This window comes from Alteribacillus persepolensis (assembly GCF_900099605.1).
GTDB lineage: Bacteria > Bacillota > Bacilli > Bacillales > Marinococcaceae > Alteribacillus > Alteribacillus persepolensis.
Genome location: NZ_FNDK01000025.1, coordinates 1 through 21,393, shown reverse-complemented (window position 1 = coordinate 21,393; position 21,393 = coordinate 1). Strand labels below are relative to the sequence as shown.

17 protein-coding genes are annotated in these 21,393 nt (G+C 41.8%); 5 read left to right on the top strand and 12 right to left on the bottom strand.

What is annotated here, in order from left to right:
• Window positions 1-166: 166 nt before the first annotated feature.
• Window positions 167-1,315 carry a BMQ_0737 family morphogenetic spore coat protein gene (locus BLT18_RS15205; protein ID WP_091275895.1) on the bottom strand — a complete coding sequence of 383 codons (1,149 nt, stop codon included), beginning with the start codon at window positions 1,313-1,315 and terminating at the stop codon, window positions 167-169.
• A gap of 185 nt (window positions 1,316-1,500) precedes the next feature.
• Between BLT18_RS15205 and BLT18_RS15200 the strand changes: the two genes are divergently transcribed.
• From BLT18_RS15200 to BLT18_RS15185, 4 genes are all read left to right on the top strand, one after another.
• Window positions 1,501-2,688 carry a hypothetical protein gene (locus BLT18_RS15200; RefSeq protein WP_091275893.1) on the top strand — a complete coding sequence of 396 codons (1,188 nt, stop codon included), beginning with the start codon at window positions 1,501-1,503 and terminating at the stop codon, window positions 2,686-2,688.
• Window positions 2,689-3,201: 513 nt separating this feature from the next.
• On the top strand, window positions 3,202-4,968 hold the full coding sequence (locus tag BLT18_RS15195) for a hypothetical protein (protein ID WP_091275889.1): 1,767 nt from the start codon (window positions 3,202-3,204) through the stop codon (window positions 4,966-4,968).
• A gap of 293 nt (window positions 4,969-5,261) precedes the next feature.
• The gene (locus BLT18_RS15190; RefSeq protein ID WP_091275886.1) at window positions 5,262-6,173 is read left to right on the top strand and encodes an ABC transporter ATP-binding protein; all 912 of its coding nucleotides are present in this window, start codon (window positions 5,262-5,264) and stop codon (window positions 6,171-6,173) included.
• The gene (locus tag BLT18_RS15185; RefSeq protein WP_091275883.1) at window positions 6,170-6,964 is read left to right on the top strand and encodes an ABC transporter permease subunit; all 795 of its coding nucleotides are present in this window, start codon (window positions 6,170-6,172) and stop codon (window positions 6,962-6,964) included. Before BLT18_RS15190 ends, BLT18_RS15185 begins: the two co-directional genes overlap by 4 nt.
• A 72-nt stretch (window positions 6,965-7,036) precedes the next feature.
• Here BLT18_RS15185 and BLT18_RS15180 read toward each other — a convergent pair whose 3' ends face one another.
• Window positions 7,037-8,500 (bottom strand): catalase, encoded by a 1,464-nt coding sequence (locus BLT18_RS15180; protein WP_091275880.1) that lies wholly within the window; start codon window positions 8,498-8,500, stop codon window positions 7,037-7,039.
• A 574-nt stretch (window positions 8,501-9,074) separates the two neighbouring features.
• The gene (locus BLT18_RS15175) at window positions 9,075-9,347 is read right to left on the bottom strand and encodes an HU family DNA-binding protein (RefSeq protein WP_091275877.1); all 273 of its coding nucleotides are present in this window, start codon (window positions 9,345-9,347) and stop codon (window positions 9,075-9,077) included.
• 277 nt (window positions 9,348-9,624) lie between these two features.
• Between BLT18_RS15175 and BLT18_RS15170 the strand changes: the two genes are divergently transcribed.
• Complete coding sequence (locus BLT18_RS15170; RefSeq protein ID WP_091275874.1) at window positions 9,625-9,783, top strand: YjcZ family sporulation protein; 159 nt, start codon at window positions 9,625-9,627, stop codon at window positions 9,781-9,783.
• Window positions 9,784-9,833: 50 nt separating this feature from the next.
• On the opposite strand, the gene BLT18_RS15165 is transcribed toward BLT18_RS15170, so the two are convergent.
• From BLT18_RS15165 to BLT18_RS15120, 9 genes are all read right to left on the bottom strand, one after another.
• Window positions 9,834-10,364, bottom strand: a complete 531-nt coding sequence (locus BLT18_RS15165) for a M15 family metallopeptidase (protein WP_091275871.1) — start codon at window positions 10,362-10,364, stop codon at window positions 9,834-9,836.
• Between the two features lie 51 nt (window positions 10,365-10,415).
• Window positions 10,416-12,500, bottom strand: coding sequence for a sensor histidine kinase (locus tag BLT18_RS15160; RefSeq protein WP_091275868.1), 2,085 nt, complete (start codon window positions 12,498-12,500; stop codon window positions 10,416-10,418).
• Window positions 12,501-12,707: 207 nt separating this feature from the next.
• The gene (locus BLT18_RS15155) at window positions 12,708-13,598 is read right to left on the bottom strand and encodes an aldo/keto reductase (RefSeq protein WP_091275865.1); all 891 of its coding nucleotides are present in this window, start codon (window positions 13,596-13,598) and stop codon (window positions 12,708-12,710) included.
• Window positions 13,599-13,616: 18 nt separating this feature from the next.
• Window positions 13,617-15,101: an MDR family MFS transporter gene (locus BLT18_RS15150; RefSeq protein WP_091275864.1), complete on the bottom strand. Its 1,485-nt coding sequence runs from the start codon at window positions 15,099-15,101 to the stop codon at window positions 13,617-13,619.
• 5 nt (window positions 15,102-15,106) lie between these two features.
• Window positions 15,107-15,958: a TetR/AcrR family transcriptional regulator gene (locus tag BLT18_RS15145; RefSeq protein WP_091275862.1), complete on the bottom strand. Its 852-nt coding sequence runs from the start codon at window positions 15,956-15,958 to the stop codon at window positions 15,107-15,109.
• Between the two features lie 366 nt (window positions 15,959-16,324).
• Complete coding sequence (locus BLT18_RS15135) at window positions 16,325-17,974, bottom strand: catalase (protein WP_091275857.1); 1,650 nt, start codon at window positions 17,972-17,974, stop codon at window positions 16,325-16,327.
• A gap of 392 nt (window positions 17,975-18,366) precedes the next feature.
• The gene (locus BLT18_RS15130) at window positions 18,367-19,557 is read right to left on the bottom strand and encodes an FtsW/RodA/SpoVE family cell cycle protein (RefSeq protein ID WP_091275856.1); all 1,191 of its coding nucleotides are present in this window, start codon (window positions 19,555-19,557) and stop codon (window positions 18,367-18,369) included.
• Between the two features lie 180 nt (window positions 19,558-19,737).
• The gene (locus BLT18_RS15125) at window positions 19,738-20,574 is read right to left on the bottom strand and encodes a 1,4-dihydroxy-6-naphthoate synthase (RefSeq protein WP_091275854.1); all 837 of its coding nucleotides are present in this window, start codon (window positions 20,572-20,574) and stop codon (window positions 19,738-19,740) included.
• Window positions 20,571-21,221, bottom strand: coding sequence for a futalosine hydrolase (locus BLT18_RS15120; RefSeq protein ID WP_091275853.1), 651 nt, complete (start codon window positions 21,219-21,221; stop codon window positions 20,571-20,573). The genes BLT18_RS15125 and BLT18_RS15120 overlap by 4 nt, the downstream gene beginning before the upstream one ends.
• Window positions 21,222-21,393 lie beyond the last annotated feature (172 nt).

Sequence of the window (21,393 nt, the reverse complement as noted above, 5' to 3'; positions counted from 1 at the left end):
GCTCACCATATTGTCCCCACCTTCTATGCCATATATTTAAATATATGTATCAACTGGTTTTATGTTAAAAATAGGGCTTTTTAAAGCCCCTTTTTCCATTAATGGTGTTTTTTTATTACATATTAAAGTGGGGAGAAATTCCTCTCCCCCACTATATGCCTAGTGATTAACCGTTCCCGTTATTAAAAAGATCTGCAAATGTGTCGCACTCATCGTATCTGACTAATGCATCCACTACGCCGCTGTCAAATACGATTATTCCTGCAGTGTTGCGAATAATAAGCTGGAATCCTTGCGGGTCACCAAAGATACGGAGCTCATAAAACACATGTTCTGCAGTTCCATTAAAGGAGCGTTCTCCTTCACCAAACACACTTAATGAATCTGCTTCTGTATCACACACAACTTCATCAATTGTTGTAGGATCCAATGTAAAGCTGAAGTCCGGCGATGGTGTCGGAGTTGGCCCGTCACCGTCTTCATCTGTATCAACAAATGAATAGGAGAAGCGGCTATTACCAAGCGAACACTCTTGGCAAATTTCAGCTTCTAACGTAGATGTTCCTGTAACAATAACTCCATCGGTTCCAACTGTTGCGAATGTTTCCTCGTTACGTGCCAATGCCGTTGCCTGGCATTCACAGTTATCTACTGGGAAGAAATCACATTGCGGCGGGAACTCAAATGCATCCAACGAGCATTCAAGATCTCTTGTAACTGGGATATTATTTGGACGAGGGAAACAGAACTTACCTAACACTTCAAGTTTTACTGGAAATTCTACTTGTACGTCTTTACAAACTAACACTCTGACAGGAATCATCGGTCCAAATGGATCTGGCCCCATCAATGGGCCGCGTGAACTGCATTTTACTTCTGTTGCTTTGCAATGAATGTGCTTATCCTTGATTCCTTCAGGTACACACAACATAATCTCATCATCAAATTGTGTGCGTACAGTAAAGGAGCAAACTTTTTTCTTTTTAATAAACACTTTCACACGCACAGGTACCGTCCAAACAATGGATACTCTTCCAGGGTTGCCGTGTTCCAGGATTTTGGCATGACATTCCACATCTTCCGGGTCAGCAGGAAAACACTTCAAGTCAACGTCCTTCCCTGCAGCCAAGGCTTCACTTACTTCCCTACGGCAATGCTCATCAGGTATAAAGTTTTTATTTTCGTATTCATTCGAATAAAAGACCCAGTCATATACTTTATCAACCTTTATACACTCTGGTGCCAAATCATTAGGATCCAGCGGTGTAGGGGTCGGTGTTGGCTGCGAACCCTTTATTGGTCTGCGTTTATTCACTACTATCCTTCCTTTCACATGAGTATATTCATATCACACTATAGAATATGGAAGGTATCTTTAATTGGTATAGGCAATACTCGTATTTTTTCTTTAATTTTAAATCGATTTTTTTCATTTTTACTTTTTCTTCCACATAAAATGAGTTATGAATGCTTCCGCATGCTTGATAGAGGAGGAAGGAAATGAGAATAGATGTAACATATCAGAATAAAAAATTAGGCAGTTTAGACTCTTCTTCCATTACTGCCTTTGTGCATTTCTGCCATTCAGAAGGCTATGTTCTCGACTGGGACGTTAAAAATCAGAAGCTGCATCTTAAATCAGGTATTAGTGAGCAAACAATCTCTTTCATTCATGAAGAAAATGAAGACGATGAAGAAGGAGATGCATTACGTAAAGATATAAAAAGCCTTTTAGCTGCAACTGGAATTCGCATCAAGGATGTAAAGACAAAAACATCATTACCACAAAACAATCTTTCTCTTCGTGTGTCTTTTATTACTTTTGAAGAGGATATTACTACTCCTTTTATAGAGGTTGGCTGTCACCTTTCTCCTAAACAAAAAAAGCTAAAAACAATGCTTCAACATCATTTAGAAGCCTTTGAACTGCAACATGCATTTATAAAACACAAAATCGATGCAAAACAGCCATACCTGACGTTACATTGTAAAATACCTGCACAATATAATAAGGAAGATTGGCAGCTTGTGCGGCAGAAAATTGCTCTTAGTATCGCTGTCGGAGTAAGTCAGTTTTTATGCAGCAGCTTGGGAAAACAACCATCTGCTCTTTCCGAAATGCCGCTTCATTCCTTTTTTAAAGAGAACGTTGTCTCCAACACATCTCAAAATCAATCACACATGAAAAAACAAGCAAAGAATAAAAATGTGACTACACAAGCCAAACCCAATGCCGAAGTGTATTTTAACTACACTGTTCATACTCCAAACTCAAAAGGACAGTTTTCAGTAACCGGCGATCTAAATATAAAAAATACGGGAACCGTTGATTTAGAGAATCCTCTCATCTGTATGAAGGTACAGCCTACTGAATCTATTAACTTAGGGGGACAAATCATTCCGCCTTCCATGGCGGATACATTAAGTGTACAAAGCGCAGGCGGACTTCAAGGTTGGAAATTTATGGACGACGACTGGTTTAAACAAGCACGTGAACGTGGGGAATACTGGATTGGCCCTGTACAAACCCTTCGAATTCCTCCTAATGAAACAGCTGCTTTATCAAATTTTCAACTAACCATTGACCAGCTGGATAAACAGGAAACAGCTGTCATTCGAAGTGTCGTATACGTCCAGGATAAAAATACTTCATTCACTGCTGATAATGATATAAAATTATCATTCTAAATTACTGCTCATAAAGCAGGCGTATTCGCTATTTTATAATATTTGGAAAAATTGATGTGCATTTTTGATGTTTCCACATATACTACAGTAAGAAAAGGAGGTGATGGTTGAACAAACAAGAGAAGTTTTAAACGTGTACCATTAAACCTTCAGCTATCATTTTTATTATAAATTTTATTTCTTTTTTATCTGTTATTATATGTAATTTTTTACCATCCTTTATTGGTCTGTTTCACATTCATATCATTTTATCCGCGTCCCACATGAGTATCGAACGGATAGCAACACCAATATGTATCGAAAAACTCTCCACCTGTGAATGACACATTCACAGGTTTTTTACATGGACAGGAAATGACAACCTGCAGAGGAAAGCTGTGTACAGACAACGGAGCAGTCGTCTGCACCGAAAGGAGGGTCACCCATTAAGTTTTCTTTAATATTACATCTCTTCTCCCCATACATATAAATTAGGGTCGTTTAGCGTTAAGAAACAAGGGAGGCATCGTAAACATGTATAACGAACCGACGTCACAAGCTGAAGTGTACCACAGTGATGAGTTTCAGCTGCAGCAAAAACTGATCCATTATAAAGCCGAGCTTGAGAAATACAAAGCAAAAGTACAAGAATATGAGAATAGCCACAAATACAATCAAGTGAAAAAGCTGCTGTTTGAAAACGAACAATTAAAAGAAGAAATGGAATACCAGAATCAGCAGTGGGAAAACACCCAGCAGCGAACCGTAAACGAAAAGAAAAAAGTCATTTTAAACATGCAGTACGTCAATAAAAAGCTGGCTGACGATATTAAAGACTTAAAAACGGAAAACAAACAGTACGCCGATTCGCTGAAAAGAGCCGAAAAGGACAAACAAACGATGCAGGAACAATTAGAGCATATGGAACAACAGCACTTAAAAGTACTAAAAGACTTGGAAAATGTTAAAAAGGAAAAAGAATGCTATCGAACGGACTTTGAAGAGAAAAACCAGGAATTTGAGGAACAAAGTGCTTTCACCCGCAGTTTAAAAGAGCGCATGACACAATATGAAACAAAGTTAAAAGAAAAGAAAACGGCTCTCGAACAGATAGAAAGCAAGCATAAAAGCTCTCTTGCTAAAATCACTGCTTTAACCGAGCGCTTCGAGCAATCAGAACAGCAGCGCGAGGAGCTTGATCAGGAACGAAGTAACTTGCAGCACGAACTGCTGTCGATGTCAGAAGAAAATAAATCGCTCAAGCGTGAACTAGCCCGCATGACTGCTGATAAAAACGAAGCTCTGCAGGAGCGGACAAAAATCAATAAAGAAAACAGTATTCTTTTCTCGTCCCTGCGCAGTCTGCATCAACATGCTGATCTCTTATTTTACCGGTTGGAAAAAGCGAAATCTGAAAAGCAGCGATTACAAAAACAGCTCACAGAACAAGAGCAGCACAAAGAGCAGCTCGCTTTTCACGTCATCCATTTAAATAAAAGTGCCACTCATCATATCGCGGAACGCTGCCGGCTGCAAAAAGACCTCACCCATACCAGCAAAAAAATGCTTCAAAAAAACGAGCAGCTTCAACAACTAGACGAGCTCTATCAACAAAAAACGTCTGAATCCGAAAAATTACAACATCAGGCCAACCAATTGTCCTATCGAATCGCACAAAAAGAACAAGAAAAACAAAAGCTCGAACAAAAATTAAGCCAGTTTGCTGATGACAACAAACAGCTCACAGACCATATCAGCCAATTGAAACAACAAAATGATAAGCACGCCTCTTCTATCACATCCCTTCGAAAAGATATAAAACAATATGAATCTGCTTCTATCGAACATGAAAAAGCACAACATCAGCTGCAGCAAGAGCTAAAGCAAGAAAGGGATAAAAACAAGACGCTTCAAGATCAATTCGAACAAACGAAACAAGAACAACAGCAGCTGTCGCAGTCGTTATGGAAAGCGTCTGACGAAAATGATCGGTATAAAGACGAAATTTCCCACTACCGCTCTTTGCATGAAGGAATGATGGGAAAAATTCACGAATTAAAAGAAGAAGTTGCTCAGTTCACGGTGGAAAAGCCGAATGAGCCTGATACGCACTCCGTTCCACATGAAGGCTTAGAGGAACTAGAACAACAAATTGAGCAATTAATTACCAGAATTAACAGTTACGGCAAAAATTTAAGAAAAAGCGAAGATCTTATTTCTCAATTAGAAACAGAAATTAAACAACAAACCAGTGATATCCACTCCTTAAAAGACATGTTATTTGCTTCGGACCGGGAATAAAACTATGGATCTGTCCCATAAATCGAGTGGGCGTTATTTTTGATGAGCAGCAGCTGAAATACACGTAGATTTCTGCGGGAACAGCGAAATAAAGACACTTCTACTAAAACCGCATCCGTCCTGTTCTGGGCGTAGAAATCACCACATCTTGTGGAAATAAGACCACACAGGGCGGTCACGAAGAAGCGAAAGTGCTGCCTGCGGAGCGCGCAGTGTATTTCAGCTGTAAAAATTTTTCGAGACAGCCTCATTCATTGATATGTTCTATTCTAACCAGCAAAGAAGGGATCATAATGAATGTGATCAAAATGAACAACTTAACCAAATATTATGGAAAGAATACCGGTGTGGAAAATGTAAACCTTTCTGTTTCTAAAGGCGACATCTTTGGCTTTATTGGACCAAATGGAGCGGGAAAATCAACGACGATTCGAATGCTGCTTCAGCTAACATACCCTACGTCTGGTTCGGTGGAACTTTTTGGTCTCCCTCTTCATAAAGAACGCCCATCTCTGCGCCGAAAAATTGGCAGCCTGTCATCTGAAGTCCATTATTATAAGGAAATGACCGGCAAACAAATCTTGCAATTCACAGCCAAATCCCACGGACTTTCTTTACAAGAAACCCCTGTCTATGAATACGCTGAACGTTTTCAATTTGATATGAACAAAAAAGTAAAGTCTTTTTCACTGGGAAACCGAAAGAAGCTTGGCATCTTGCAGGGCTTGCTTCACGAGCCGGAGCTGTTAATATTAGACGAGCCCACTTCTGGACTCGACCCGCTTATGCAGCAATCATTCTTTCAACTATTAAACGAATTAAATCATCATGGTGTCACTATCTTTTTTTCTACCCATGTTCTATCTGAAGTTGAAAAACTTTGCAATCGGGTTGCATTTATTAAAAGCGGGAAACTTTTGGAGACGTCACACATGACAGAAGTAAAAGGCATGAATGAGCGGGTAATCGAAGTTACCTTTACAGAGCCGGGAGACAAGCGGAAAAAATTTGGTTTAGCAGACATTGATCCGTACGCCGCCTTTACACAAGGCGTTCATTATATCACTGTCCGCGGACGCCTTCATGAGGCTCTGCAAAGAATCGTTCAATACCCGATTACAGACATATCTATCCACAAACCAACATTGGAGCAACTATTTATGCAGCATTATGATCAGAAAGAAAGCGATGGTGATTCCCGGTGAACCTGATAAAGCTGGAAATACTTTTGCTGCGGCGCAGTTTCATCATCGGCGGAGGTATTATTCTCTTTTTCACCGCTCTGTTGGGAAGTCTTGCTGACTATTATTTAAACAATGCAGAACTGCTTGAGGCTGTTGAACAATTTCCTGATGCGGTCATCGAAGGCTTTGGGTTTCACGTGAGTGTCATGACAAGTTTTGAAGGCTGGACGAGCGGGCAGATCTACACCTATTATGTACTCTTGCTGGGTTGTTTTGCTGCTATGTGGGCGTGTGCTTCTATTGTTAAAGACCGAGACATGGGTACTGACGAATTTTTGTATTCTCTTCCTTACAGCCGTCTTCACGTTTATTTTTCTCGTGTTGCCGCACAATTGTTCCTTACATCGACCATATTTCTGCTCACGTTTCTCATTACGGTTGCGTGTGGTTTCTTATTCAGCCAGATAGAATCTGTGCGCACCATCTTTTTCATTATGCTTGCTGGCTATTTTATCGTTCTCGCTTTTTCTGGAATTGGCTATATACTTACGACACTGCTGCACTCGGAAAGGTCTGCGATGTCTGCGGGAGTTGGCATTGTTATGATTTCGTTTTTATTAAACATGATGGCCGGAATGGATGAAACCGTAAGCTGGCTTTCCTATTTTAGTTTATTTTACGTCTTTGATACCAAAGCACTTGTGCATGGAGACGGATTGTCCATCAGCGCTGCCGCTGCCACGCTGGGAATCTATATAGCTGGCACAGCATTGGGAGCATTTTTATTTAAAAGACAGGACGTTGTCCGATAACAAATAAACGTAAAAAAGGCAGTCGTTTTTATAACGACTGCCTTTTTGCTTGAGAATAGATTGAGTGTTCTTTTATACTTCTTGCTCTTCTGGTACTTCTAATCCAAGTCCTTCCGCTACACGGCGGCCATACTCTGGATCAGCTTTATAGAAGTGCTTGATTTGACGAAGTTTGATTTCGTCTTTTTCTACCGGTTTCATATGATTGACAACCGCTTGAATCAAACGATCTTTTTCTTCTTCGCTCATGAGGCGGTACAAATCACCAGCCTGCGTATAGTGATCATCACTATCGTAATCCACACTATCTGCCTGACCAGTTACTTCAAATGGATTAATCTTCGCTTCTTCATCTTCTTTTGGTCCATCTACGCTGTTTGGTTCGTAGTTTACAGAACCGCCGCCATTACCATCAGCTCTCATGAAGCCGTCGCGTTGGTAATTGTTCGTACCGTTGATTGGACGGTTAATTGGAAGTTGTTCGTGGTTCGCCCCAACCCGGTAGCGGTGAGCGTCGGAATAAGCGAACAAACGTCCTTGCAGCATTTTGTCTGGAGAAGCTTCAATGCCTGGTACAAAATGTCCAGGTGAGAAAGCTGCCTGCTCTACTTCGGCAAAGTAGTTTTCTGGATTGCGATTTAATACCATACGGCCTACTTCAATTCGCGGGTAATCTTCTTTCGACCATACTTTCGTCACATCAAATGGATCCCATTTGTACGTCTTCGCATCTTCATACGGCATAATTTGCACGTATAGTCTCCATGCTGGATAGTTGCCTTCCTCAATAGCATTGTAAAGGTCCTCTGTGTGATAATCCGGATTCTCCCCGGCTAACTTATCAGCAACAGACTCATCAATACCTTTAACGCCTTGCTCACTAATAAAGTGATATTTCACCCAGAAAGCTTCTCCTTTATCATTTACCCACTTGAACGTGTGGCTGCCATAACCGTTCATGTGACGGAGTGTTGCCGGAAGACCGCGATCCCCATGTAAGTACGTTACTTGATGCAATGATTCCGGTGACAACGACCAGAAATCCCATACCATGTTAGGGTCTTTTAAATGTGTTTTTGGATGACGCTTTTGCGTATGAATAAAATCAGGGAATTTAATAGCATCACGAATAAAGAAAATAGGCGTATTATTACCAACTAAATCATAGTTTCCCTCTTGTGTATAAAATTTCACAGCAAATCCACGCGGGTCACGCACTGTATCTGCTGAACCTAGTTCACCTGCCACCGTGGAAAAACGGATAAACATCGGCGTTTTCTTCCCAACTTCATTTAAAAAGTCAGCTTTTGTATATTTTGTCACGTCATTTGTTACTTCAAAATACCCGTGTGCACCTGCACCTTTTGCGTGGACAACACGTTCTGGAATACGCTCACGATTAAAGTGGGCCAGTTTTTCTAAAAGGTGGACATCTTGAATTAATGTTGGTCCTCTTGAACCAGCGGTTATAGAATGTTGATTGTCTCCTACCGGAGCACCAGAGCTTGTTGTAAGACGGTTGTTTTCTTTACTCATGTGAAATCACCTCTTATTTTTTCTACAAATATATGATAACACTTCTCAATAAAAAATCAATACTAATTTATAATAATTTTAATGTAAATATCGTTATCAATAAAAGCTATTGTCACATCCTTTTAAAACACTATGATGATGCATAATATCCCTTTATTAATACATGCTTCTTTTGAGTAAATTATGAAACTTTTTCTTCGAGAAAGACGAATTTTTTATCATTGCAATTGATTATTAATATGCCGCACATGATAAGACAAAATTTTTCGACACCGTATAATGAAGCATGCATTACTTCTTTTGTTTTTTCTTTTCCCTTTTATTTCTCGCGTTAAACAAATAGTAAGTGAGACAAAAATGACAGCACGGTCATACAACCCGGGCGGTTCATGGAAACTTGTGCAGATTGTTTGTTTATCATAAGAATTTCTATGATGGCTCTGTATAACATTTCTTGCGAAAGTTCTTTTACCTTAGCCGAACTTCCTTCGTTCAAGGCGCTTGTGCTTTTCCTGTCCGTCTTAAAGCATAAAAAAAATCACCTGTTTATCGTGCTAAACAGGTGATTTTGTAACTAGTTTACAGCTTCTTTAAGCTGTTTGCCTGGTTTAAATGCTGGAACTTTAGATGCTGGAATCTGAATGGTTTCCCCAGTTTGTGGATTACGTCCCTCGCGAGCTGCCCGCTCACGAATTTCAAAGTTTCCAAAACCAATTAATTGAACTTTTTCTCCCGACTGCAATGATTGCGCGATATTATCAAGGGTTGCATTGACCGCTGCCTCTGCATCTTTTTTGCTCAAACCTGCCTTTTCAGCTACTTGACTAATAAGATCCGTTTTATTCACAATGGTACCTCCTTGTAATCTTTTATCTACTAGTCTTTCAATATTTACAAGAATTATACCTCCTTTCCCAAAAAATTTTTCGATAGATTACGCGTAGTTAATCAAACGTTTGATCAACATCACTCTATAGAGCATTTTTACACACGCTCTCCGTATTGTTTGCGCTCCCTCTTTAAATCATCAGAATGCGCAGCCGCGTGATACAAACCTATCCGTATACACGTTGTCTACATATAATAATACCGAAGCATCGATTCCAAGGAGAGGAGAGATAAACATGGGATATCCTGGAGGTTATGGACCTTATTCACCTGGGTACGGTCCTGGTTACTACGGTGGTTATGGCTATGGCGGCGGGTTAATTGTCGTGCTTTTCATTCTCGTCATCATTATAGGAGCCGCTTGGTGGTATGGCGGTTACGGTAAAAAATATTAGTGTGCCTCAGTGAAAAAGCCTTTAAGAGATTCTTCTCTCTTAAAGGCTTTTTACCGCTGCTTCTCTGCTTGTTGCAGCTCGTACATGCTGACATCAGTCTCTAACTGCAAATGGCTGTAATCACGAAAGCCCGGCCAGTCACCACCCCACTCAAAACCAAGTTCTTTGGCAATCTTACTTACATCTTCCCAATCCGATCTGCCATTATGGTTGCCATCGTAATCTATATCCCACGTGATTTCACCGTTGGGCTTTTCAATGGCAAAATCAATCGCCAAACCGTAATTATGGTAAGATTCACCGCCTTTTGCATTTGTTACAATACTGCCTGGCTCTTCGCGCCCTTGCGCGTAAAGCCCGTCTTGTTCTTCGTGGGAGCGGTAACCTTCTGTAATCACAACAGAAATGCCTTGCGCTTCTGCCCGTTGTATCAGTTCCTGTTTCTTCTCATCAACAACAGGGTGCAATTCATTCAACTCGACAGCTTCTTTCGGGGTTACTATTGGTTCTTCCTGCGGCCACACAAATATGATGCCTGTACCGAACAACACCAGTAACATAAGATCCCAGCTGCTATTCATATCGATGAAAATTCCTTTCTCTTTCTTATATCATAACTGGCCAGCAAACGTTCATTTCTCCATCATTTGCGCTTTGCTGTCAGAAGATGGGACAATCTCTTGCACAGGGAGCGTGAAACAGAAGCTGCTGCCTTCCCCTTCAATGCTCTCTACTCCCATATGGCCGCCGTGTCCGGCTACAATTTCTTTACAAATAGCCAGCCCTAAACCTCCTCCTTCCTCTGGATGTGTGTTCACTGTCCCCTTATAGAACCGGTGAAAGACATAAGGGAGATCTTGTTTTTTGATTCCTGCTCCCGTGTCATGAACGAATATGCATACATTGTGGTTCTCGCGGTCAAACGTTAACTCCAGCTCCACTCGGCCTCCGGGCAGAGTGAACTTCTCTGCATTATATAATAGATTGCTAATAACTTGTTCCATTCGGATATGATCTAATTCTACCATATATGTTTTATCCGCATCATTTGAAAGACTATTCACAAACCGCATGGCAATACCCGCTTTTTCCATCTCTGGATAATATGATGCCGACAAACGTGACATAAACTCTGCTATATCCGTTCGTTCTAATTGATATGTGATGGTTTTAGCATCGAGCTTGGAAAGTTCTCGTAAATCCTCTATTAACTTATCAAGAAATACCGTTTTGTTATAAACCAGCTCTAAATATTTTGGATTACCAGGTTCAACCACCCTGTCTATCATTGCTTTTATATAACCTTGAATGGATGTCAGCGGTGTATTTAATTCGTGGGAGATGTTGGTCATCAACTCTCTTCTCGCTTTGTGCATATTGAATAATTGGTCGTTTGCTTTTCGTAAACTTTCGTTTGCTTTGACTAATTTCCCTGTTCGGACTTCCACTTGTTCTTCTAATGTTTGATTAACTTTTTGCAAATGAGCAGACAGCGCCTCTGACTGCCTAAGCGCGTTCGTATATTCACGGGACAAATAAAAAGACTGAGCAATTAAATACGCAAACAGCCCTATCGAAACAGTCTCGCCGGTCGCGATGATTTCGTTGTAGTATAAAATATCCATGATGACAAAGACAAATAAAAACGACATGGCCGCTACATGCAAACCTGCCCCGCATTTTTTATGATAAAAGGCTTTCCATAATATAATGATCAAGTAAAATAGTCCAAATGTGCACAATGCCTGCAGCACAATCATCATTTCTGTAAAAATACGTGCTGGCGTCAGCAGAACAAAGACATTAAATGCCATTAATGCTCCGATAAGCAAACGTTTGGAGCGATTTCTCATTTCTCCTTTAAATTGCGAGTCAATATATAAAATAAAACATAGAACAGCAACACTTGGACTCCAATACTCTAATTTTAGAGAAAATTCCCAGTTTAACCATGGCAGAAAATGCATCAGAAGCACTTCTCCTAACAGCAATGTCCGCACCATAATCGCCGCACACGTTCCGCCGAAATATAAAGCAGTTCTGTGCTGGGGGCGCATCGCAAATAAACCAAAGTGATAAAGCGCCATGGCACCGAGGCTGACTATAAAGATCATCTCTGTTGTTACGTTTTGGTCACGCTTTGCTTGTATGACTGCAGATGAGCCAAGTTGAATGGGTTCGGTCCATCCTGTTTTACGCTGATAAAAATCAGATACGTGAATCCATATGTCTACTTCCGTGTCACCCGACTCAAAATAAACTGTTTTCGGCAGATGTCTTGGTGCCATGTCTGCACGACTCGTCCCTACTTGACCACTGGACGCTAACATCTCGTTGTCCACCCACATCTGATATGCGCTATACATGCTCGGGACATACAGTCCATAAACACCTTGATTGTCAGGAAGCAGTACTTTAAGCCGGTATGTAGCGTACCCGTGATGCGGCAGTTCTTCATTCTCCAACTGCCAGCTTCCCGGAGTGTGAAGATAAGAAGACGCATCTTTATCTTGTCCCGGCCCATCCAGTGATTTCCAATAAAATTCCCACTCTCCATCAAGGCTGACTATCTTCTCTTCAGATTGGTTCCAGCCGCGTAAATCAAGCACTCCGCCTTCTGCTTTATAATCTATGGCAGTACCTGTACTGCATGATGCCAACAGGATAAGCATTACTCCGAAAAACCAAACACGTAAGACAATTACCACCCCCGCCATGCCTGTGGTTGCTACTCATGTTACCAAAACATGTAAATACTTTCTATTTTTTCAGATTACTTTTTATAAAATAACCAACATATACATCACTAGAAAAATCGTCTTATCGCCGGATTCTTACAGCAAAATCCGCTGTTTTTCATATCTTTTCATAAAGTCCAAAAAAGCTGTCCCAAAGGGGATAGAAACCCTTTTGAGACAGCCTTTTCATACAATATCGAGCGGCATTTTTCTTGTTGGAGGCGGAAATGCCTGATCGAGCTGCAAACATTCTTCTTTCGTTAACGATATGCTTGCCGCTCTTGCATTTTCTTTTACATGACGTTGGTTTGAAGCTTTTGGAATGGAAATCACGTGATTGGATACCACAGTCCAGGCAAGTGCAACTTGAAGCGGCGATGCCTCATAGCAGTCAGCAATTTCGTTGATGGTCGGATTAGTTAAGAGCTGCTGCCTGAGTGCTCCTCCCTGGGCAAGCGGGCAATACGCCATAACTGGCATATTTTGCTGCTTTTGCCACGGCAGCAAATCATACTCAATCCCTCTTGAACCGAGATGATAAAGTACTTGATTGGTCATACAGTAATGACCGTCTTTTTTGCTTATCAGTTCGTTCATGTCAGCTGTATCAAAGTTGGACACGCCCCATCTTTTTATTTTTCCGGCTGCTTTTAACTTTTCCATTTCTTCTATCGTTTCTGCAAGTGGAACACTGCCTCTCCAATGCAGCAAGTATAAATCAATTGTATCTGTTTCCAACCGTTTTAAACTATTTTCACATGCCGCTTGCAAATGCTCTCTCCCGGCATGGTGAGGATACACTTTTGATACAAGAAACACTTCATCACGGCGGCCCTTAATTGCTTCACCGGCTACACGTTCTGCTTCTCCATCTCCATACATTTCTGCCGTATCAAGTACCGTCATGCCTAAATCAATCCCAAACTGCAAAGCATGAACCTCTTGTTTTCTATCTGCTTGTTTTTCTCCCATATGCCATGTGCCTTGGCCGATACAAGGAAGCGTGGTGCCATCAGGCAGCGTTACTGTCTTTTGCTTTACGTGTTCTCTAATGTGCTGTTCGTCCTGCTTCAACAATCCTCCCGCCTTTCTTGTTTATAAAGCTTGCTGTTCGCTGACTTCTGCGCTCGCTTTTTTATTCGAACGTAAAAACAGAGAAAATAAAAATGCAATCAACGCTAGTATGGTACTACCCATAAACGCCCATTGATAACCATTTAATTGTGCCAGCTGTAAAAGCTGTGACTCCATTTCTCCTTGCGGAAGGCCTTGCATGGAAGCATCAGGCGTATAGCGATTTGCTCCAACACTGACAAATGTAACAAGAATAGCCGTACCGATTGAAGCAGACACTTGCTGCATCGTGTTCATCATCGCCGACCCATGTGCATACAAGTGTTCAGGCAGCTGATTTAATGCCGAGGTAACGACTGGCATCATCGCAAACGATAAGCCAAACATGCGAATGGCATAAATGGTTGTTAAATAAGCAAATGATGTCTCCAACGTAATACTTGTAAATAAATACGTCGTTACCGTCACAATCGACAACCCTGAAATAGCAAGCCACCTTGCTCCAAACTTATCAAACAAATAGCCAGTTACCGGTGACATAATCCCAATTACAATCGCGCCAGGAAGGAGCATTAATCCCGATTCCAGCGGTGTATAACCCATCACCGTTTGCATATAAAGCGGCAAAAGCGTCTCTGCTCCAATTAATGAAATAATTGCTGCCATTGTAATTACAAGCGAGAGTGTAAATATCCGATATTGAAAAACTCGAAACTCCAGCATCGGAACTTGAAGGCGAAGCTGCCTCTTAATGAAGAAAAATAAGACAACGATTCCACCGATAATACTGATAATGACAGAAGAACTCCCCCAGCCGTTTTCTGCCACAATACTGAATCCATATAAAATGCCCCCAAAGCCAAAAGAAGAAAGAATGATAGATATGACGTCAATCTTTGGCTTCGTTACACGTGTAACGTTTTGCATAAATAAATATGCCAGCAGCATGGTTACCGCAACAATTGGTAAAACAGTATAAAACAATGCTCTCCATTCAAAGTGTGCTAGCAGCCACCCGGACAATGTAGGGCCAATGGCTGGAGCAAATGAAATAACAATACCAGCCATGCCCATCGCAATACCACGTCTTTCTGCCGGGATAATAGCTAATAAAACCGTCATTAATAACGGCAGCATAATACCTGATCCTGCTGCTTGAATAACACGAGCGATGACCAGCATTGGAAAATTAGGCGCAATAGAAGCAATAAGCGTTCCTATGCCAAACAAGCTAATAGCACTGAAAAATAATTTTCTTGTTGAAAAGCGCTCAATTAAAAACGCCGAAATCGGAATCATAATACCATTCGTTAACAAGAAAACCGTCGTTAACCATTGCACCGTATTTTCTTCTAAATGAAACACATCCATGATGGTAGGAAGCGCGGTTGCAAGCAAGGTCTCGTTAATAATCCCCATAAAAGCTCCAGCCATCAAAGCAGCAATCATTAATCCTTTTTGAACAGGTGTCAAATTCCAGGAACTGCTTGATTGCATATCCGTCATGATTGTTATTCCCCTTTCCATTCTCTCCACATGTAAGATAGCTCCGACATAGTTTCTTTCAAGTAATCTTTTCGAGACAGATACATCATTAAAGCTTCCACCAGAAACTCTTGATTTGTATCTTGCTGCAGTTCGGAAAGCAGCAGATGAATCGAATGTTTATCTTTTTCTGTGAACGGTATCGTTTCGTCCTCCATTACACGGGTTAACGTTAAGCACATTTTATCTCGCTTGGCCATTGGATCTTTTACCTGCTCTTTTTCCGAAAGCAGCGGCTCAAGATCTTCATCGTGCTTTACGATGACTTCTAAACGTGCATAAATAAAATGAGCCAAGTCCTTTAGCGAAAGGGGATGGTTTTCCCACATTCGCCGCCCCAAATATTCTTTCATCATCCCTTCCATCATCGCTGTTAAATCATGAACATATGGACGCACTCGACCTCCAAATGCCTCTAACAATGCATTACAGTGCCATATTCGTTGGGCATCACGCATTTGTTTTGCCTTTTGGTTAATCTCTGTATCATCCGTTGGAAAAAATTCAGTAAATAAGATGTGAAAAAACGTGTGGTACTCTACTGACTTTCTCAGTTCAAGCTCTATACGTTGAATGAGCAGCTCTTTCGGTGTGATATCTCTTCTTACGAGTTCATTATCCGCTTCCTGCAGTAAATGCATGTGAAACTGCTCTAACAGGTTTAACATCATGTTCTCTTTCGAAGAGAAATGCTTATAAAATGCTCCTTTTGAAATCCCGCATGCTTCTGTTATCTCTTGAATGGAAGTAAAATGAAATCCTTTTTTAGAAAAAAGTTGAACAGCCGTATCCATAATTTCCTGTTTTTTATCTGCCATGGCAATCCCTTCTTACAAAACTTTTGACCAATAAGTCACAATAAGTAAACACCTGGTCATGACTGTAGTATTATAAGAGATGATGTCCTCAGTGTCAACCGTTTTATCGTTATTAGGCAGGAAGATCCCTACTTCAAACGGATTGCAAGATGATTCAGCAGGAATAGTTAAGACAAAAAAGCTCAGTGCCCTGAAAAACCTCGAAAAATTCTGCTGCGCACAGACGTGTCAGCATCTCGGAGTCAAAAAGACCCTCTTATTAACGAGGGCACCAAAGCGCAGCATATTACAGCTTCCAATCATTGCAAAAAAGCTGTCCAAAAAAAACAGTTTCCACTGCTTTTCTGGACAGCTTCATGCGTTATTTTAGTAAGGATCTGATTCGTGACTTTTCTTTACGGCATCTTCTGCTGCTTCGTTCTGAGCAACAGAACCTTGGCCAAATTTCGATTGTCCTGCTTCACGTCCGGGGACGCTGTCTTCTTTTTTCATTTCTTTGATTTCTTGCATTTTCTTTTCAATACCTTCCTTCACGCGCCGGCCATAGTCCTCATCTGCTTGCGTAAAATGCTCAACCATTGCATCTTGAATGCGTTTATCACATATTGCGAGCGCATCCGATAAGTTCTTAATCAATTCATCGCGTTCCCAGTCTTCAAAGCTGCGATACGTGTTTCCAGCTTGTCCATAGTTGTTGGGACGATCGATTGGCGCACTCATTGCCGCTGCATGGTATGCCGGCTCGTGTTGAGGATAGGTTTTATCTTCTTCTCTATAACCGCCAACCATGGATGGTTCATAGTTGATGTGTGGATTATCACCTGATTCTTGCGGGTCTCGGTGATCGAGCTGACCGCGATGCTGATTCGTTCGAACAGAAGTTTTTGGTGCATTAACAGGCAATTGCAGATAGTTTGCTCCTACTCGGTAACGCTGCGTATCGGAGTAGGAAAAGGTACGTCCTATCAGCATTTTATCATCCGAAAAGTCCAGGCCGTCGACCAGAACCCCTGTACCAAAAGCAGCCTGTTCAATCTCTGCGTGGAAGTCTTTTGGATTGCGGTCCAGCACCATCCGCCCCACTGGAAGCCATGGAAACTTATCTTCCGGCCACAGTTTCGTGTCATCCAGTGGATCGAAGTCAAGCTCTGGGTGGTAACCATCCTCCATAATCTGGACAAATAACTCCCATTCCGGATAATCTCCACGCTCAATCGCCTCATACAAATCCTGTGTCGCATGCACAACGTTCTTCGCTTGAATCTCGTTCGCCTCTTCTTGCGTTAAGTTACGGATTCCCTGCTTCGGCTCCCAATGGTATTTTACCAGCACTGCTTCCCCTTTATCATTGATCCATTTATACGTATTCACACCTGAACCCTGCATGTGGCGGTATGTAGCCGGAATACCCCACGGGGAGAAAAGGAAAGTGATCATATGGATTGCTTCCGGTGAACGGGAAACAAAATCAAACATTCGCTCAGGATTTGGCACATTTGAAGCCGGATCCGGCTTAAAAGCGTGAATCATATCAGGAAACTTCATGGCATCACGAATAAAGAAAATTTTCAAATTGTTTCCGACTAAATCCCAGTTGCCGTCTTCTGTGTACATTTTTACTGCAAAGCCTCGAGGGTCGCGGTCTGTTTCCGGAGAATCTTTAGCTCCTGCCACAGTGGAGAAACGAACCATTAGCGGTGTTTTCTTGCCTGCTCCGGAAAATACTTTCGCTCGTGTATACTTCTCTACTGGTTCATCTCCAACTTTCCCGTAGGTTTCAAAATAACCAAAAGCACCACTTCCGCGAGCATGAACCACCCGCTCCGGCACTTCTTCCCGATCAAAATGTGAGATTTTCTCAAGGAAATGGTAATTTTCCAATGTGGCCGGACCACGGTTGCCAATGGTACGCATATTTTGGTTGTCTGTTACAACACGGCCTTGACGTGTTGTTAACGTCTCACGTTTCACATCATCTTGCTTGTTTGAAGTATTGTGATCTTTGTTTTCTGCCATAATTAATCCCCCCTACCAATCGTTTGCCCTGCTTTAGGAAATTTATACAGCAAAGTAAAAGAGAGGGGATATTTCCTGTATATCTTTTTTATACGCGCGCTAAGCTTTACTTTGCACACGTCTACGGCAATACCTACATTTAGTTACCTGTATCATGTTTTTCCTCTGCCTTTATCCACCCGTATGTTTTGTATTCTTTTTTTACCTTTATTGTTATTAAGAAAACATATTTGCGCTTTGAATCAGCACACACATATCATTCAACAAAAAATCAGCTGACATCAGCCAATTTCTGCAGCATTTTTCACGGCGTCCCCCTGCGCTAACACGTATCCCTTTCTTTTACCCATTCAAAAAACCTCACAGACAGGAAATGTGCCTGTGAGGTTTTATCACAATCTTGCTTTTCTTTGTTTTCCTGATTGTTCTGATGCAGAGAACATAAATGTTTCCCTGTGATAGCGAACACTCATCACGAGTCCAATTGCAAGCATCGTCGTTACTAATGAACTTCCGCCATAGCTGATTAACGGGAGGGTAAATCCAGTTACTGGCAACAGTCCAATATTCATGCCGATGTTTTGAAAAACCTGAAAGGCCAGCATCCCTGCTATACCCGCACACATATACGTTCCATAGGGATGGTGTGAACGCAGTGCTGTCATAATAATCATATACAGCAAAACGAAGTACAGAGTAATCACAAATGCGGCTCCGCTAAACCCATGGGTATGGCCAATAATTGCAAAAATAAAATCCGTGTGAGCTTCTGGCAAGTAGATATCTGTATTCGTACCAAACATCCGCCCTGTCCCAATCAGCGTTAATGCCTGAGCTGTTTGATATCCTGCGTCCACAAATTCAAACGGGTTTAACCATCCATAAAACCTTTCTACTTGATAAGCAGATAAATGCGAAAAGATATACTGGTCTACAAAATTCGGAAATCGATAAAAAGCATAAATAAACGCAAGAATCCCTAAAACCGGTCCGCCAATAATGACCAGCAATATTTTATAGGACACTCCAGAGACAACCAGCAGTGCAATAAAGATGGACAAAGTCATCATGGTCATTCCCATATCTGGCTGGTTCACAAGAAAAAGGATTGGAGGCAAAATAACAGCTATCATTTTCCCAACAAGAATTACATCGTTCGACAGCGAATGACGGTAATGCAAGTTATGTTTGTAAATTATATTACTCAACACTAAAATCACAAATATTTTCATTAACTCAGACGGTTGAAACGAACCGATTACCGGGATTTCAAACCATCTAACTGCCCCGTTATTCGGTGGAGCAATGGAAGCCGGAGCAACTGCTAACACAAGCAGCATGAACAATCCAAATCCATACAGCACCCAAGACCAGTACATATAATATTCAAAGTCAACATGGAGTACGACAAACGCTGCAGCAAAAGCTACAACAAAAAAGACCGCCTGCCGGATGACAAAGTTTGTGTCGTACTGAGACATTTCTTGTGCATAATATATATAGACACAGCTGGCTACTGCAAACAAAAACAGCACAAAGAAAAGGTTTACATCGTATTTTTCATGTTTGATATTGTTTTGCATATTCCACCACACACATCACGTATTTCTTCTTTCTACTATAGCGGAATAACGAGATGAACGCCATCATTCCATGAACCAAAATTTCGTCACAGTCGATAAGCAGACACATGTCTAACTGCCTTTCATTGCGTGCAGAAAAAGAACCTGCTCGAGTAAAACGAACAGATTCTGCTTTGTCTTCTATTTTAACGCTCCTTCGTCAAAGTGGGGGACAAGCCCAGCTTTTGCTGCACGTCCAAGCAGTGATTCAATCGCGCCATACCCGTCGCGGCCCAGATCTTTTGTAAATCCATTGACGTATAAATCAATGTGAGAATCGGCCACGTCCGGTGACATTTCTTGGGCATGCTGCAACACATACTCTCGTGAAACGTCAGGATGATCCCATGCATATTGTACGGACTGCCGTATCCAATTCGCCAGTTCACTCACATTAACATTACTTGAACGTTTTACAATAATGGCTCCGAGCGGAATCGGCAGGCCGGTATCTTTTTCCCACCATTCCCCAAGATCTTGAAGCATATGCAAACCATATGTTTGATACGTAAAACGTGCTTCATGAATGACCAGCCCTGCATCCACTTCCCCTTTTTGTACCGCAGGCATAATTTCATCAAACGGCATAATCCGAATGCTGCCAATATCTCCAGGTACTTGTTGAGCCGTCCACAACCTGAAAAGTATGTACGCCGTGGAGCGGTCACTCGGCACTGCGACAGTTTTTCCTGCAATGTCAGAGGGAGATGCCGTGTTCTCAGCTGTTAATACAAGTGGGCCGCAGCCTCTTCCTAACGCTCCGCCACATGGTACCAGCCGATAATCATCCAACACCCATGGCAGGGCTGCAAAAGAAATCTTCATGATGTCAGGACCTTCGTTATTGGCAGCCCAGTAGTTCGTTTTATCAATATCCGCATATGTCACGTCAAACGATGGGGTATTTGGAATAAGTCCATGTACAAGGGCATGAAAAACAAATGTATCGTTTGGACATGGAGAATAAGCAATATTCATGAAAAAACCTCCTCTAACGATGTGCTTGCTTTTGTTAACGAGGCAAGCGCCTCTTTTATCTTCCAATTATCTCTGTCTCGCGGCCCAACGTAGTTCGACACAGCACGCATTTCAAAAGCCGGCACATCAAACCTTTGTGCTGCACCAGCTACACCAAACCCTTCCATTCCTTCCGCTGCCGCTTTTGGATGCAGCTTCGTTAACTGGTTTGTCGTTTCTAGTGTTCCAGTAACCGTTGATTTCGTTAAGACCGGTCCTGTTTGGACATCCAAGCCGTCTTTTTCCATTGCTTGGACGAACTTCTTTGTCCTGTAAGTGTCACAAACGTAGCGAGATGTACCTAATTGCAGTGCTTCTAAACGTTGAAACCCTTCCTGTGTTTCCGCGCCTAAATCAGCAGCTATAATTTCCGTTGCCACAACTATCGATGCTATCGATGTATGTTCCGAGAAGCCACCTGCAATTCCAGCACTGACCACTGCCTGATAGCGCGTTTTTGATAAAGCAATGGCTGTGCTGACAGCAGCTTCTGCCATGCCAACCCCGCCTGCTATTACATCTATATTCGAATCAGGAGGAAGTTCTCGTTGCACCGCTTCTTGTTCAGCTTCTACAGCTGTTACGACTAAAAGTCTATTTGACTGCATGAACCTGTCCCCTTTTCTTGAAAGGTAAAAAGTATCAATATTTGGCGTTTTTTATCCAGCACAAGCGCTCAGACGCACACGACGCGGGCCGGTTCGGCGTTGCCACAGGACGTGCTTCCACAGGATGTGGTGACTTCTACACCCGACACAGGACGTGCTTTCACAGGATGTG